The sequence below is a fragment of the Rhodanobacter thiooxydans genome (assembly GCF_030291135.1).
Taxonomy (GTDB): Bacteria; Pseudomonadota; Gammaproteobacteria; order Xanthomonadales; family Rhodanobacteraceae; genus Rhodanobacter; species Rhodanobacter thiooxydans_A.
In genome coordinates this window covers 2,837,169-2,851,640 of record NZ_CP127409.1, presented here as the reverse complement: position 1 = coordinate 2,851,640, position 14,472 = coordinate 2,837,169, and the positions used below count along the sequence as shown (strand labels likewise).

The following is a 14,472-nucleotide window of genomic DNA, read 5'->3' as shown; positions in this document are numbered from 1 at the left end:
TCCCGGGGGTCATCGATGAGTGCTTCGGTGTTGTCGCTGTACCGCCGCATCACGCGCTGGCCGGCAGGCCACTGGATCTTCTCGCGACTTGTTTGCCTGAAGGCACCGTATTTCGCCACCATCGCGCCGCGCTTCGTGGTGCTGGAGCCGGGTCGCTGCGAAGTACGCATCCGCGACCGGCGTCGCGTGCACAACCACATCGGCACCGTGCATGCGATCGCGCTGTGCAACCTGGCCGAGCTGGCCGCCGGGGTAATGACCGATGCGACCATCCCGGCTGACCTGCGCTGGATTCCCAAGGGCATGTCGGTCGACTACCTGAGAAAAGCCGTCGGCACGATGCACGGCGTCGCCACGCCGGAGCTGGCCGCGCCGGTGTCCGGCGACGGCCACGAGTGGCCGATGAAGGTGGAGGTGATGGACGATGCGGGCGAGGTGGTGTTCCGGGCGCGCGTGCTGATGTGGGTATCGCCGCGCAAGCGCGCCTGAACGCGTCGCGTGCGCCCGGTCAGTCCGCCAGCACGCAGCGGTTCTTGCCACTGCGCTTGGCCGCGTACATGGCGTGGTCGGCCGCCTGCATCAGCTGCTCGTCGGCGTCGGGCTGCCCGTTCGGGCGGTAGGGTGCGATGCCGATGCTGGCGCCCACGCGCACCTCGATCGGCTGGCCGCTGACGCTCAGCGCATAGGGCTCACCCAGCGCCGCGCACAACTTTCCGCACAGCTGCAGTGCCAGTTGTGGCTCCTCGATGTCCTCCAGCACCAGCGCGAACTCGTCGCCGCCGAGCCGGGCCACCGTGTCGTTGCTGCGCAGGTGGGCCGACAGCCGCGCGGCAATTTCCTGCAGCAAGGCGTCGCCAGCGGCGTGGCCATGGCTGTCGTTGACGCCCTTGAATCCGTCGATGTCGATGCAGGCCAGCGCGAAGCGGCTGTGGTGGCGGTTGGCGCGCTGGATCGCGCCATACAGGCGGTCGTGGAACAGGATGCGGTTCGGCAGGCCGGTCAGGGCGTCATGGTGGGCCTGGTGGCGAACCATCGCCTCCATCAGCTCGCGCTCGGCGATCTCCTGGGTCAGCTGCTGGTTGCGCTCCGCCAGCTGGTCCAGCGCGTTTTGCAGCTTGGCGCGCGCCGCGTACAGCTCCAGGAACACGCGCACCTTCGACTGCAGGATCACGTCGTTGATCGGCTTGGCGATGTAATCCACCGCGCCGGAGCGGTAGCCCTTGAGCCGGTTCATGTCATCGGCGTAGGCGGCAGTGACGAAGATGATCGGCGTGTCGTGCAGGTGCTTGGCCTCGCCCAGCAGGGCGGCCACCTCGAAACCGTCCATGTCGGGCATGTTGACGTCGAGCAGGATCAGCGCGAACTCGTGGTCCAGGCACAGCGCCAGCGCTTCGTTGCCGCTGCGCGCCTCGAACAGCTGCGCGCCGCTGTTGGCGAGCAGCCGCCGCATGGCGACCAGGTTGGCGGCGGTATCGTCGACGACCAGGATTTTCGGTGGCATCGCATTCATGTCGGTGGCGGAGCGGTTCTCCTCGACCAACCTTAACCGTTGGCGGCCATGGCCGGCGTGAACGGCGGCATCATTCCGGGAGGTCCGGGCGGGGCGGGCCAGCGGCCGCGCCGGAGCAGCGAGGCCGGTGCGTACTGGCTGAAGTCGCGACCGTGGCGGTGCTGCAACGCCTGCACGAATAGTTCGATTTCGCTGGCGGTGATCGATGCCGGCATGCTGCTCAGCGCTGCAGCCACACGCGCATCAGCGCGGCCAGCTTGTCGGTGTCGATCGGTTTGGACAGGTAATCGCTGGCGCCCATCTCCAGGCACTTCTCGCGATCGCCACGCATCGCCTTGGCGGTCAGCGCGATGATCGGCAGGGTCGCGAAATGCGGCTGCGCGCGGATCGTCCGGATGGTTTCGTAGCCGTCCATGCCCGGCATCATGATGTCCATCAGCACCAGTTCCGGTGCTTCGTCGTCGGCCAGCATCTTCAGTGCCTTGGGCCCGTCCTGCGCCATGCTCACCTGCAGCCCCCAGTCGCGCAGCACCTTGGACAGCGCAAACAGGTTGCGCATGTCGTCGTCCACCAGCAGCACGCGACGGCCCGCCAGCTCGCTGCCCGCCACCGGTTCGGCGGCGCTGCGGGGTGGCGCATGCTGGACGCTGTGCAGGAACAGGCTGACCTCGTCGAGCAGTCGCTCGGTGGAGCGCGCGCCCTTGACCACGATGGCCTCGGTGTACTGGTGCAGTTTCGCGCTCTCCTCGCGGCTCAGTTCGCGGCCGGAGTACACCACCACCGGCGGTACGCCTTTGCTGGTCTGTGCCAGTTGCGTCAGCAGTTCAAGCCCGGACATGCCGGGCAGGCCCAGGTCGAGCACGATGCAGTCGTAATCCGTATGGGCGATCTTCGCCAGTGCGTCCTCGGCCGAGCCCGCTTCGTCGATCTGCACGCTGTCGCCGCGCAGCATGATGCGCACGGCGGTGCGTGAGTCGGCGTCGTCGTCGACGATCAGCAGGTGTCGTTGCTGGTCGGCGGCGAAATGCAGCAGGCGCTCGAGTGCCAGGCCGATCGATTCGCGGCTGACCGGCTTGGTCAGGAAGCCCACGGCGCCGCGCTCCAGCCCATGCGTACCTTCGTCGGCGACCGAGATGAAGTGCACCGGGATGGCCCGCGTGGCGTCATCGGCCTTGAGCTGGTCGAGCACGCTCCAGCCGTCCATCACCGGCAGCGAGACATCCAGCAGGATGCCGGTGGGACGATGTTTGCGCGCCAGTTGCAGGCCCGTTGCGCCATCGCCGGCGGCCAGGGCGCGATAGCCCTTGCGGTGGATCATGTCGATCAGGATGCGCACGAAGGCAGGGTCGTCCTCGATCACCAGGATCGTGGTCTGATCCGGCAGCAGCGTGTCGCGGTCGTCGTCGATCGGCTTCGACGGCGGATACGGCGAGAGGGTCCGGCTGAGCCTGGTCGTGCTGGCGCGGGGCACCTCTTCGGCGGGCCCGGATGCCGCGGGCGGCGTCTCCGGCAGCAGCACGGTGAAGTGGCTGCCGTGGCCGCTCTCGCTGCGCAGCACGATGTCGCCGCCCAGCAGTTGCGCCATTCGCCGCGAGATCGCCAGGCCCAGCCCGGTGCCGCCGAACTGGCGGCTGGTGCCGGCATCCACCTGCTCGAATGCGTTGAAGACGCGCTGGAACTTGTCCTGCGGAATGCCGATGCCGGTATCGCTTACCGTCAACGCGATCAGCGATTGGCCGCGGAGTGTTTCCGGTATGTCGACGTCGCTGCCGGGGCGGCCGATGCGCAGGCTCACCGCGCCATCGGCAGTGAACTTGAACGCGTTGCTGAGCAGGTTGTTGGCGATCTGCTCCAGCTTGCTGCCGTCGGTGCGCAGGACCGCGGGCAGGCCGGGGTCGATGTCCAGGGTGAAGCCGAGCCGTTTTTCCCCGGCCACGTGCGCAAACGTGCGCCGAAGCCGCTGCCCCAGCTCGGCCAGCGCCAGGTTGTCGATCACCAGTTCCATCTTGCCGGCCTCAACCTTGGACAGGTCGAGGATGTCGTTGATCAGGTGCAGCAGGCTGTTGCCGGCGTCGTGGATGATCCGCGCCGACTCGATCTGTTCCTCGTCGAGGTTGCCGGTGTCGTTCTCGGCCAGGCTGCGTGACAGGATCAGCAGGCTGTTCAGCGGCGTGCGCAGTTCATGCGACATGTTGGCCAGGAACTCGGACTTGTACTGGCTGGCCCGCGCCAGCTCGGCGGCTTTCTCGGCGGTTTCCTGCTGCAGGTCCTCCAGCACGTATTTCTGCCGGTTCAGGCTTTCGGTCTTTTCGCGCAGCTCCTCGTTGGACGCCTGCAGCTCCTCGGCCTGCGTGCGCAGTTCTTCCTCGGAGGCGATCAGCCGTTCGGACTGTTCCTGCAGCTCGATCGTCTTCGCCTGCAGTGCCTCGTTGCTGTCGCGCAGCACTTCCTTCTGCTGGCGCATCACCAGCTCGGACACGCGCAGGTCGTCGGCTTGCTCCTGTGTCTGCAGCAGCAGGTCGTGCGTGCTGATTGCGCGGTTGAGGTTCTCCAGGGTCAAGGCCACGATCGGCAGCAGTTCGTCCAGCAACTGCTTCTGCTGTGCGGCGAGCGGCTCGAAGCTGGCCAGTTCCAGCACGCCGATCAGGGTGTCGCGGTAGAGCACGGGCAGGATCGCGAGGTGGCGTGGCAGCGCCTCGCCACTGCCCGAGTCGATGTGCAGGTAGTTTTCCGGCACCTCGTCGAGCACGATGGCCTTGCGTTCGATCGCGCACTGGCCCACCAGTCCCTCGCCGGGCAGGTAGTGGTCCGCCGTACGGTTGTTCAGGCGCAGGCCGTAGCTGCCCAGCAGATCGAGGCGGTGGCGCGTGTCGTCGAAGGAATAGAACAGGCCCACGCCGGCCTTGCACAGCGGCACCAATTCACTGGCCAGCCACTGCGCGAAATCCTTGTGCGTGGTGGCCTGCAGCAGCACATGCGAGATGTCCGACACGCGGGACCGGATCCAGGTCTGCGTGTTGGTATCCAGCGACATCTGCTTGAACACCTGCAGCGCGCGGGCAATTTCACCGACCTCGTCGCGGCGGTCGAGCCGGCGGATCTCGAAATCGTGATCGTGATTCGCCAGTCGCGTCATCAGGCCGGTAAGGCGACGCAGCGGTCGGATCACCAGCTGCGAAGTCAGCCGGATCACGGTGATGCCGAGCAGGCCCCCGAGCAGGATCGCGATGATATTGACCCACTTGGTGGTGACCAGGGCATTGTCGAGCTGCCGGTTGCGCACCTCCAGCAGCTGACTTTCCTCGGCAACCATCTGCTCGATGGCGGCGTGCAGGTCCTCGCTGCGAACCGTGCGATTCGCCAGATAACCCGACTGGACATGCTGCAGTTCCAGCGCCGCCAGTGCCGTATCAGTGCCCTTCAGCCGGGCGACCACATCGATCGCGTCGGTGGTTATCTCGCGTTGCCACTGGGTGGCCATTTTTTCCAGCGAATCGACACGGGATTGTTGCAGCGGGTTGTCGGTCGTCATCTGGCGCAGATGGGCGAGGCGTTCGTGCAGGTCGTCGATGCCGCTGTCGAACATCGCCCGCTGGTCGGCGCGTTGCGTCAGCACGTAGCCGCGTGCACCGATCTGGCTGGTCTGCAGGGCGCGCTGTGCATGATCGAGTTCGAACCGCACCTGATAGGTGTGCATGGCCCAGTTACGGGTGCTTTCCTGCTGGCGCAGCGAGTGCAGGGTGACCAGGCTGGTGAGCAGGAGCAGGCCCAGCAGCAGGCCGATCGCCAGCATCATCTTGCGCTGTATCGGCTGATCGGCCAGCCAGGAGTTCTTTTTCAGGCGCACAGGTTGCTGCATGCGGGTCACCACGGCTCGGTAGGTGGTCTGTCCTGCGGGCGCCGGATCGGCGACCGCGCCATCAACAGGGTAGCCGGTGCCGTCGCCGCACCATAGCCGCCCGCACGCCGTGGTTCAGCGTCGGCCGAATGGCACCATCGAGCCGCGCCGCAGCGCAACGACGAGCAAGGTCAGCGTGCACAGCGAACACAGGCCCAGCGCGACCACCGACGCTTCGGCGCCGAACACGCCGCCGCTGAGCCAGTCCGGGCCGCTGCGGGTGGACACCAGCCAGCCGTCCGCGGCGGTGCCGGAGACCGGGATGCCGTAGATCGTGCCCTGGGCGAAGTTCCAGGCCGCGTGCAGGCCCATGCAGACCGGCAGCGAACGGGTCACCTGGTAGACCATGCCGAACAGCAGGCCGGCCTCGATCGCGATGGCGGCCGAGCTCCACAGCGTGGCGCCGGGATTGCCGATATGCACGGCGCCGAAGAACAGTGCCGAGACCAGCAGCGCCCACCAGCTGCCCATGCCTTCCTCGACGATGCGGAACAGCACGCCGCGGCAGATGATCTCCTCGCCGATGCCGGCGCCCAGTCCCACCATCAGCAGGGCCGGTACCCAGTCCGCATTCGGGTTGGTGCCGGTGACGTGGTAGCTGCCGAGCAGGTACAGCACGCCGACCACCGCGCTGAACAGCAGCAGGCCCGCGGCGGTTCCGATAGCGCCATCCGGCAGCAGCCGGCTCGGCGCCAGCTCGCTGATCGGGCGGCGTTCCACGAAACGCACCAGCAGCAGGTAGGCAAACAGCGCCGGCAGCGCGCGCATCAGGAACTGTGCCAGGCCGTGGATGGTCGCCGGGGCACCCTTGCCGAGCCAGCCCAGCGCGTGCATCAGCGCTCCGGTCGCGAAGCTCAGCGCCATGAACAGCAGCACGAAGATCACGATCCGCGCCAGCGGCGAGAACAGCATCCAGCGCATCCAGCGTGGCGCATCGGGCGGCGTGGTGAAGGCGATGGTCTGGTCGTGCATGCGTGGCCGCCCGGCAAAGACCCGCACGTTAGCAGTGGTATCGCGCTGCCGCTACAGCTCCACCGCCGCCGCATGCTCGCGCGTGGCGGCGAAGCGCACCTGCGGCCAGCGCTCCTGCGCCAGCTGCAGGTTGACCCGCGTGGGCGCGATGTAGACCAGCTCGCCGGCCGCGTCCAGCGCCAGGTTCATCGCGTTCTTCTCGCGGAATTCCTCCAGCTTCTTCGGGTCGTCGCAGTGCACCCAGCGCGCGGTGGTCACCGTCACCGGCTCGAAGCTGGCGTCGACGTTGTACTCGTCCTTCAGCCGGTAGGCGACCACCTCGAACTGCAGCACGCCGACCGCGCCCAGGATCAGGTCGTTCGACATCAGCGGGCGGAAGAACTGGGTGGCGCCTTCCTCGGAAAGCTGCGCCAGGCCCTTGTGCAACGCCTTCATCTTCAGCGGATCGCGCAGCCGCGCGCGGCGGAACAGCTCGGGTGCGAAGTTCGGGATGCCGGTGAACGTGACCAGCTCGCCCTCGGTGAAGGTGTCGCCGATGGTGATGGTGCCGTGGTTGTGCAGGCCGATCACGTCGCCCGGGTAGGCGGTCTCGACGATCTCGCGGTCGCTGGCCATGAAGGTCAGCGCGTTGGCGATGCGCACCTCCTTGTTGGTGCGGGTCTGGATCATCTTCATGCCGGCGTTGTAGGTGCCCGAACACACGCGCATGAAGGCCACGCGGTCGCGGTGCGCCGGGTCCATGTTGGCCTGGATCTTGAACACGAAACCGGAAAGTTTTTCTTCTTCCGGCTGGATCTCGCGCGTGGTGGTCGCGCGCGGGCGCGGGCTGGGCGCGTGCTCGACGAAGAAGTCCAGCAGCAGCTGCACGCCGAAATTGTTCACCGCCGAGCCGAAGAACACCGGCGTCTGCCGGCCGGCCAGGTATTCGTCGAGGTCGAACGAGGGCGCGGCGCCCTGCACCAGCTCCAGTTCCTCGCGCAGCTCGCGCATTGCCTCCGCGCCGATCTTCTCGGCCAGGCCGGGCGCGTCGAGGCCCTGGAAGATGGTTGAATCCTGCCGGGTGAAATTCTTGCCCTGCTCGAAGATGTGCACCTCGTCCAGCGCCAGGTGGTACACGCCCTTCAGCCGCTTGCCCATGCCGATCGGCCAGGTCAGCGGCGCGCAGGCGATGCCCAGCACCGACTCCACCTCGTCCAGCAACTCGATCGGCGAGCGGCCCTCGCGGTCGAGCTTGTTGATGAAGGTCATGATCGGCGTGTCGCGCAGCCGGCAGACTTCCATCAGCTTGATCGTGCGCTCCTCCACGCCCTTGGCGCAGTCGATCACCATCAGCGCCGAGTCCACTGCGGTCAGCACGCGGTAGGTGTCCTCGGAGAAGTCGGCGTGGCCCGGCGTGTCGAGCAGGTTGACGATCTTGCCCTCGTACGGGAACTGCATCACCGACGAGGTCACCGAGATGCCGCGCTCCTTCTCCAGCGCCATCCAGTCCGAGGTGGCGCTGCGCGACGTCTTGCGGCTCTTCACCGAGCCGGCCATCTGGATCGCACCGCCGAACAACAGCAGCTTCTCGGTCAGCGTGGTCTTGCCCGCGTCGGGGTGGCTGACGATGGCGAAGGTGCGGCGGCGGCGGGTTTCTTGCAGGTGGGTCGGCATGAGGTGCGGGTCGGCGGGAGCGCGAACCGGCAATTGTAGCGTGGATCGGGGTTTGGGCCTGGTTGGCGGGCGTCGGGCCGAGGGCCAGAGCTTTCGTGCGCCTTCGGCGCCCGAGTTACTTTCTCTTTGTGTGGCCAAAGAGAAAGTAACCAAAGAGAAAGGCCACCCCGCTTGGCGCTTGCCGGGCATCCTGCCCGGCAAGCGCCAAGCGGGGGCCGGGCTTTTTGAACGGACTCCTGCCCGTGCGAAAAGGAGTCGACCTCCTGTCGACTCCCGCTGCGCGGCCTGTCGTCCCCGTCTCACCGCCGCACAGGGGCCCCGGGTAGAGCAGCGCGCCATCGTGGCCCGCACTCGGTGTGCCACCGCTGCGCGGTGGCGGAAGAGCTGATCGCCAGAGCCGCCGCTTTGAATGCGAATTCCTAAATGCGGGAATGCCTCGGTTCGGCCAGAGGCGGTCACTCGAAAGTGCACTCTGACCAGAGGATTTCCTCCGCGCAGTCACCAGGACTTATCAGGCCGTTCAATTATCAAGAGACGAATCATGCGTTTTCATCAGCTGGATCTCCATGTTCGTCCTCTGCAGACCTACTCCGGAGGAAGTAATGAAGTGCGACGAAAGGTGGGCCCCACCCCAGGATTTGCTCTCGTAGGCTCCACAGGGCTTGAAGCGGGTGGGTGGTAAAGATCTGCAAATCCATCTGGTAAGGAGGTGGCCACAGAGCAGTTATGGCTAGCGGAAGGTATCCAACTCCCCCCGCAAACAAAATCACCGCCACCCAACGTTCGCGCTTCCGAATCGTCGGCGAAAGTGACACATAGCAGGAGGTAACTCCCGCCAAGAGGACTGAAGCCTCCATGAGTAACAAACATAGCGATAATGCCATGGTCCCAATGGATGCACTCGACCCGTTTGTACCGTCGCTGGCGCCTGACATGCCTGACAATATGACGATGACGGCCAAGCCATTGCCTAAGGCTGCAAATAGCCAGGGGATCGTTCCGAAAATCACATAACAAAATCTCTGCAATATGTGCATGCACATTCTCCATGTGTGCGACTTGGATCTTGAAACCGCCGCGCTATCCGCTTTACTTCGCCAACTGCACCAGCGCCCGATGCCAGAACTCCAGCCCCGCCTCGACTTCCGATGCGGGCAGCTTTTCGTTGAGGCCGTGGGCGAAGGTGTCGTCGGGTTTGGTGAAGGAGGCGTCGATGCCGTAGCTGGGCACGCCGGCGTTGCGGAAGTACATGCTGTCGGAGGCGCCGGCGGACATGCCGGGCACCACTTCCACGCCGGGGTAGCGCTGGTGCACGGCGTCGGTGACGGCGGCGATCACGTCCTGGCGCAGCGGCGAGGCGGGGCTTTCCACCGGCGGGGGCGACAGCACGGTGACGCTGGCGGACTTGTCCTTGATCACCTTGACCAGCGTGTCGCGCACGCTGTCGACCGGCGTGCCGGGGAAGATGCGGCAGTTGATGTTGACGCTGGCGCTTTGCGGCAGCGCGTTGAGCGCATGGCCGCCGTTGAGCATGGTCGCCACGCAGGTGGTGCGGATCTGGCCGACGTAGGCGGGGTTGGTGGAGAGGGTGGCCGCGGCGGCGGCATCGTCGGGGTGGGCGGCGAACTGCGTCATCGCCGCGCCCAGCGGGCCGGGCGTGTGGGCGCCGAGCGCGCGCAGCGAGGCGCGCGTGATCTCGTTGCTCTGCGGCGGAAACTGGTAGCCGGCGACGCGGTCGATGATGCGCGCCAGCCGGTAGATCGCGTTGTCCGCGGTGGGTTCGCTGGAGTGCCCGCCGGGCGAGGTGAGGGCGATCCGGAAGTCCGCATAGGTCTTCTCGGCGGCCTGGATCTGGTACAGCGCGGGCTTGCCGGTATCGGGATTCAGGGTGCCGCCGCCGGCGTCGGCGTTGAGCAGGAATTCGGCATCGTGGTAGCGCCTGGCCAGTTCGCGGGTCGAGGCCATCGCGGTCTCCTCGTCGCCAGACAGCAGCAGGATCAGGTCGTGGCGCGGCTTGAAGCCTTCGCGCTTGAGCCGGATCAGCGTCTCGACCAGCACCACCACCGCGGTTTTCATGTCGGCGGTGCCGCGGCCGTAGAGGTAGCCGTTCTCCTCGATCAGGGTGAACGGGTCGCGGCTCCAGTCCTGGCGCTTGGCCGCCACCACGTCCATGTGCCCGGACAGCAGGATCGGCTTGCCTTCGCCGGTGCCGCGGTAGCGCGCCACCAGCGCGGCGGTTTCGCCCACCGGGATGATCTCGATGTCGCCGGCGGGGATGCCGGCGGCCTTGAGCTTGTCGGCCAGATAGGTGGCCAGCACCGGCACCTGGTGCTGTCCCTCGACGGTGGGGATGCTGATGGCGTGCCTCAGCATGGCCATGGTTTCGGGCAGCGCCTCGGCGGTGGTGCCGGCGTGGACCATGCCGATGCCGGCGCAGAAGGCCAGTGTGGTCGCGGCGGCGGATCCGAGTGCTCGTGGTGCTCTCATGCGAGGTTCCCTGTGTCTGTCCTGGACGAAGTCCGAGTATGCGCGGCGGCCCCGCTGCCTGCACATGGCGGATTGGCCGCGTGGTCGTGCTAACCTTGCCGCCGCGCTGGCGGTGCTGCCGCCAGCGCGACACCCCTTGGGGAGTAGCCTGCCTCGTCCCGACGAGGCGTCTTCGTCAACATGCTCGGCTTGAATCTGCCGTGGCGAAGACACCGATCCTGGTTGGCGAGACCAACGGCTGATGGCGCCACGACGGTCGGGCGCGCCGTCGTGCCGTTGCGCCTGGCCCGACCTAATGGCAACCCATGAATCCCGTTTCCATCCTGCTGCTCGGTTTCGCCATGTCCACCGACGCGTTCGCCGCGGCGATCGGCAAGGGCGCGGCCATGACGCGTCCACGGCTGTCCCAGGCCATGCGCGCCGGCCTGATCTTCGGCGTGATCGAGGCGATCACGCCGGTGCTCGGCTGGCTGCTGGGCAAGGGCGCTTCGCGCTACATCGAGGCCTGGGACCACTGGATCGCCTTCGGCCTGCTGCTGGTGCTGGGCCTGCACATGATCTGGGCTGGCGTGCAGCCAGACTCGGGCGAGCCGGTCGACGAGGCGAAGAAGCACGGCATCGTCGGCCTCGCCATCACCGGTCTGTCCACCAGCATCGACGCGCTGGCGGTGGGCGTGGGGCTGGCCTTCGTCGATACGCCGATCGCGGTGGTGGCGCTGGTGATCGGCCTGTGCACGTTCAGCATGGTCACGCTGGGCATCATGCTCGGCCATGTGCTGAGCGCGATGGTCGGCCGGCGCGCGGAGATCATCGGCGGCGTCATCCTGATCGGGGTGGGCGCGGTGATCCTGTACGAGCATCTTTCCGCCTGACGGGCACCCATGAAAAACCCGGGGATCGCTCCCCGGGTTCCATGGTTTCCCGCGCTTGCCGGGTCGCCTACAGCTTGTAGTTCACCCCGAACATCACCGTGCGGCCCCAGGTGTCGTACTCCAGCGGGCGCGTCACCTGCACGTTGTTGGGCAGGCCGGAGATCTGCACGCTCTTGTCCGCCGTGTTGCTGAGGTTGCTGACCTGCAGCAGCAGCGACAAGCCGTTCAGGCTGCCCTCGGAGAACGCGTAGCCGAGCTGGAAGTCGGTCTGCCGGTTGGCCAGGATCTTGGTGTAGCCGAGCTGGTCGAACAGCGCCACCGCCTCGCCGGTGAAGGACGAGCGGTAGCGTTCGGCCACGCGCACCGACCAGCCGTACTTCTCGTAGTACAGCGCCAGGTTGGCGACCTTGCGCGACAGCCCGGGCAGGGTCGCCGGGCCGCCGGGGATCGACGAGATCGAGTTCTTCGGGATGTTGCTGTTGGTCAGCGAGAAGTTGGCCTGCACGCCGAAGCCGTCCAGCGCCTGCGCCAGCAGCCCGCCTTCCAGCGCACCGGACAGCTCCAGGCCCTGCATCTTGCCGCCGGTGCCGTTCGCGGGCCGGGTGAACGAGCCGATGTTGCTGGTCGGGGTGAGCGTGGGATCGTTGTTGGTGTAGTGCGAGAAGTCGTAGTCCAGCGTGGTCTGGTTGTAGATGTAGTTCAGCAGGTTCTTGTTGAACACCGCCGCGGCGAAGTAGCTGGACTTGCCGAAATAGAACTCGTACGACAGGTCGGTGCCCACCGCCACGTACGGCTTCAGCTTCGGGTTGCCGCCGCTGCCGGACCACAGCACCTGGCCGGCGGCGGGGCCGTCCTGCACCTTCGACAAGCCGGCCGAGGTGGCGACCTTCTCGTCGTCGATGCGCCCGCGCGCCATGGTCTTGGCGAAGCCGAAGCGCAGGTACTGGCGGTCGGTGAGATGCGCCACCAGGTTCAGGCTGGGCAGCACGTTGTTGTACTTGGCGCCGTCGTTGATGCTGCCGACCAGGGTGTCGCCGTTGGTCTGCAGCGCGGTGGAAGACTGGTCGGTGCGCACGAACTGCACGCCCACGTTGCCGGTCAGCGGTACGTTGCCCAGCGTGGTCTCGATGTTGAACTTGGCGTAGGCCACCGGGACTTTTTCTTCCACCGTGTAGTTGCGGCTCCAGTCACCCTGGCCGTTGCGCTCGGTCAAGTAAAACTGGTTCGCCAGCGCGCCCAGCACGTCGTAGCTGAGTATGCCCGGGATGCCGCCGTAGCCGAGCGAGGTTGGCGCCCACAGGAAGCCCGGGTTCACCGGCGCGCTGAAGTGGTTGTCGTAGGTGTCCCGGGTGGAGCCGTTGCCGTTCAACCAGGCGAACTGCACGTCGGCCTGCTTGGTCTTGGTGCGGTCGGAGTAGTTCACGCCCAGGTTCATGCTGCTGAAGATCCAGCCCAGCGGGTGGCTTACCTCCAGCCGCACGGCCTTGATGGTGTCCTTCTGGGTGTCGAACTCCTGGCGGCCGTTGTAGCCGTAGCCGTCCGGGTCGGTGAACACCACCAGCGACGGGTCGGCCAGGTTCACCGCCGGCGAGAAGTACGGATAGCCGTTGCCGGCCGGGGTGCGGAAGTCGACGCTGGTGAAGGCGCCGCCGGCCAGGCCGGTGAACAGGTAGGCGTCGTGCAGCTTCTTCTTCGCGCTGGAGTACGACAGGTCCGCGGTCGCCGTCCAGCCGTTGTCGAAGTCGTACTGGTTGTTCCAGCCGGCGGAGAACAGCTTGTCGTGTTCCTTGGTGTACTGGTTCTGCAGGATCGGCGCGATGCCGCTGATGGTGCCGGAAGTGACGATCGGGTAGGGCTGCGCCGGGGTGACGCCGACGTTGGAGTAGCTGACGTTGTCCCACGGGTTGCTCGACCACTGCGCGCCGTTGGTGAACTTCTTCTCGCCGAAGATGGAGTGGTACACGTCCAGGGTGGAGTGGTAGTGGTCGCCCGGCGCCCACTCCAGCACGGCCATCAGGCCGCTGCGTTTCTGGCGCAGCGATTGCGCACGCAGTTGCATGCCTTCCTGTGAGATCACGCCGTCGGGCATGCCGGGCGTGTGCGGTGCGCCCCAGTTGTCCTCGGCGCTGCCCGGGCCGTTGTTCATGCTCCACCACCAGGCCTGGTACTGCTTTTCCTGGATCGGCGAGTCGAGGTGGGCGAAGCCCACGGCCAGGCCCAGGGTGTGGTCGAAGAACTGGTTGATGTAGGAGATGCTGGCGCGGTGGCCCATGTCGCCCACGCCGCTGCCCGGGTTGAGCTTGCCGTTGGTGGTGTGCTCGCCGCGCACATTGACCGCGAAGGCAGGGCCGGGCAGGTCCAGCGGCTTGATGGTGTGCAGGTCGACGGTGCCGGACAGGCCCTGGCCGATCAGGCTGGCGTCGGGCGTCTTGTAGATCGCCACGCCGCTGATCAGCTCGGACGGGTACTGGTCGTATTCGACGCCGCGGTTCTCGCCGATCGTGGCCTGCTCGCGCCCGTTCAGCGTAGTGCCGGCGAAACCGGGGTCCAGGCCGCGGATCGAGATCACGTTGGCGCGGCCGTTCAGGCGCTGGGTGGCCAGGCCCGGCACGCGCGACAGGCTTTCGGCGATGCTCGCGTCGGGCAGCTTGCCGATGTCCTCGGCCGAGATCGCCTCGATGATGTTGTCGGAGTTCTGCTTGGCCCTCAGCGAGTTCTCGATGCTGCCGCGGATGCCGGTGACGACGATCGCGTCCAGGGTGCTGACCCTGTCCTCGGACTTCTTGCTGGTCTTCTTGGCGGGCTTCGCGTTCGGGTTGGCCGGTGCGGTCTGCTGGTCGGTCGACGGAGGCGCCTGTTGCGCATCCTGGGCCGAGGCCGTGCCGGCCAGCACCAGGCCAAACAGGGCAGCGGCGCAGGCGATGGCCAGCGGTCGCTGAAGGAAATGGACAGGCCGCGCGAAGCGCGCCTGCGGCATGCGGCAAGAATTCATGGAATCCCTCGATTGAGATGTGAGTGCCCCACCCGGCACTCGGGTGCCGGCAGAGCCAGCTCCGCAGGCCGGCTTATGCTACTGCGCG

Annotated in this window: 10 protein-coding genes; 3 read left to right on the top strand and 7 right to left on the bottom strand. The window is 66.6% G+C overall.

The annotated features are described in order from the left end of the window. Positions 1–15: 15 nt before the first annotated feature. A complete protein-coding gene (locus QQA13_RS13160) occupies positions 16–489 on the top strand; it encodes a hotdog fold domain-containing protein (RefSeq protein ID WP_108470471.1) in 474 nt (157 codons plus the stop codon). Between the two features lie 19 nt (positions 490–508). Here the strand turns inward: QQA13_RS13160 and QQA13_RS13155 are convergent, their stop codons facing one another. The 5 genes from QQA13_RS13155 to QQA13_RS13135 form a co-directional block, all read right to left on the bottom strand. Continuing rightward, positions 509–1,501, bottom strand: coding sequence for a diguanylate cyclase domain-containing protein (locus QQA13_RS13155; RefSeq protein WP_108470516.1), 993 nt, complete (start codon positions 1,499–1,501; stop codon positions 509–511). A 41-nt stretch (positions 1,502–1,542) separates the two neighbouring features. Beyond that, complete coding sequence (locus tag QQA13_RS13150) at positions 1,543–1,725, bottom strand: hypothetical protein (RefSeq protein WP_199909792.1); 183 nt, start codon at positions 1,723–1,725, stop codon at positions 1,543–1,545. Positions 1,726–1,730: 5 nt separating this feature from the next. Next, positions 1,731–5,369, bottom strand: coding sequence for a response regulator (locus tag QQA13_RS13145; protein ID WP_108470517.1), 3,639 nt, complete (start codon positions 5,367–5,369; stop codon positions 1,731–1,733). A 114-nt stretch (positions 5,370–5,483) separates the two neighbouring features. Further along, the gene (locus tag QQA13_RS13140) at positions 5,484–6,380 is read right to left on the bottom strand and encodes a CPBP family intramembrane glutamic endopeptidase (RefSeq protein WP_108470472.1); all 897 of its coding nucleotides are present in this window, start codon (positions 6,378–6,380) and stop codon (positions 5,484–5,486) included. Positions 6,381–6,431: 51 nt separating this feature from the next. Continuing rightward, positions 6,432–8,033 carry a peptide chain release factor 3 gene (locus tag QQA13_RS13135; RefSeq protein ID WP_108470473.1) on the bottom strand — a complete coding sequence of 534 codons (1,602 nt, stop codon included), beginning with the start codon at positions 8,031–8,033 and terminating at the stop codon, positions 6,432–6,434. 855 nt (positions 8,034–8,888) lie between these two features. Between QQA13_RS13135 and QQA13_RS13130 the strand changes: the two genes are divergently transcribed. Further along, positions 8,889–9,047, top strand: coding sequence for a hypothetical protein (locus QQA13_RS13130; protein ID WP_159082149.1), 159 nt, complete (start codon positions 8,889–8,891; stop codon positions 9,045–9,047). Positions 9,048–9,122: 75 nt separating this feature from the next. Here QQA13_RS13130 and QQA13_RS13125 read toward each other — a convergent pair whose 3' ends face one another. Then, a complete protein-coding gene (locus QQA13_RS13125) occupies positions 9,123–10,520 on the bottom strand; it encodes a M20/M25/M40 family metallo-hydrolase (protein ID WP_108470474.1) in 1,398 nt (465 codons plus the stop codon). A gap of 305 nt (positions 10,521–10,825) precedes the next feature. On the opposite strand from QQA13_RS13125, the gene QQA13_RS13120 reads away from it, so the two are divergent. Next, positions 10,826–11,392: a manganese efflux pump MntP family protein gene (locus QQA13_RS13120; protein ID WP_108470475.1), complete on the top strand. Its 567-nt coding sequence runs from the start codon at positions 10,826–10,828 to the stop codon at positions 11,390–11,392. A gap of 67 nt (positions 11,393–11,459) precedes the next feature. Here the strand turns inward: QQA13_RS13120 and QQA13_RS13115 are convergent, their stop codons facing one another. Further along, complete coding sequence (locus tag QQA13_RS13115; RefSeq protein WP_108470476.1) at positions 11,460–14,384, bottom strand: TonB-dependent receptor; 2,925 nt, start codon at positions 14,382–14,384, stop codon at positions 11,460–11,462. Positions 14,385–14,472: the final 88 nt, after the last annotated feature.

What these genes read in the sequence shown, in the direction of transcription:
- QQA13_RS13160 (WP_108470471.1), top strand. Translation starts at nt 16, where the DNA reads ATGAGTGCTTCGGTGTTGTCGCTGTACCGCCGCATCACGCGCTGGCCG.
- QQA13_RS13155 (WP_108470516.1), bottom strand. Translation starts at nt 1,501, where the DNA reads ATGCCACCGAAAATCCTGGTCGTCGACGATACCGCCGCCAACCTGGTC.
- QQA13_RS13150 (WP_199909792.1), bottom strand. Translation starts at nt 1,725, where the DNA reads ATGCCGGCATCGATCACCGCCAGCGAAATCGAACTATTCGTGCAGGCG.
- QQA13_RS13145 (WP_108470517.1), bottom strand. Translation starts at nt 5,369, where the DNA reads ATGCAGCAACCTGTGCGCCTGAAAAAGAACTCCTGGCTGGCCGATCAG.
- QQA13_RS13140 (WP_108470472.1), bottom strand. Translation starts at nt 6,380, where the DNA reads ATGCACGACCAGACCATCGCCTTCACCACGCCGCCCGATGCGCCACGC.
- QQA13_RS13135 (WP_108470473.1), bottom strand. Translation starts at nt 8,033, where the DNA reads ATGCCGACCCACCTGCAAGAAACCCGCCGCCGCCGCACCTTCGCCATC.
- QQA13_RS13130 (WP_159082149.1), top strand. Translation starts at nt 8,889, where the DNA reads ATGAGTAACAAACATAGCGATAATGCCATGGTCCCAATGGATGCACTC.
- QQA13_RS13125 (WP_108470474.1), bottom strand. Translation starts at nt 10,520, where the DNA reads ATGAGAGCACCACGAGCACTCGGATCCGCCGCCGCGACCACACTGGCC.
- QQA13_RS13120 (WP_108470475.1), top strand. Translation starts at nt 10,826, where the DNA reads ATGAATCCCGTTTCCATCCTGCTGCTCGGTTTCGCCATGTCCACCGAC.
- QQA13_RS13115 (WP_108470476.1), bottom strand. Translation starts at nt 14,384, where the DNA reads ATGAATTCTTGCCGCATGCCGCAGGCGCGCTTCGCGCGGCCTGTCCAT.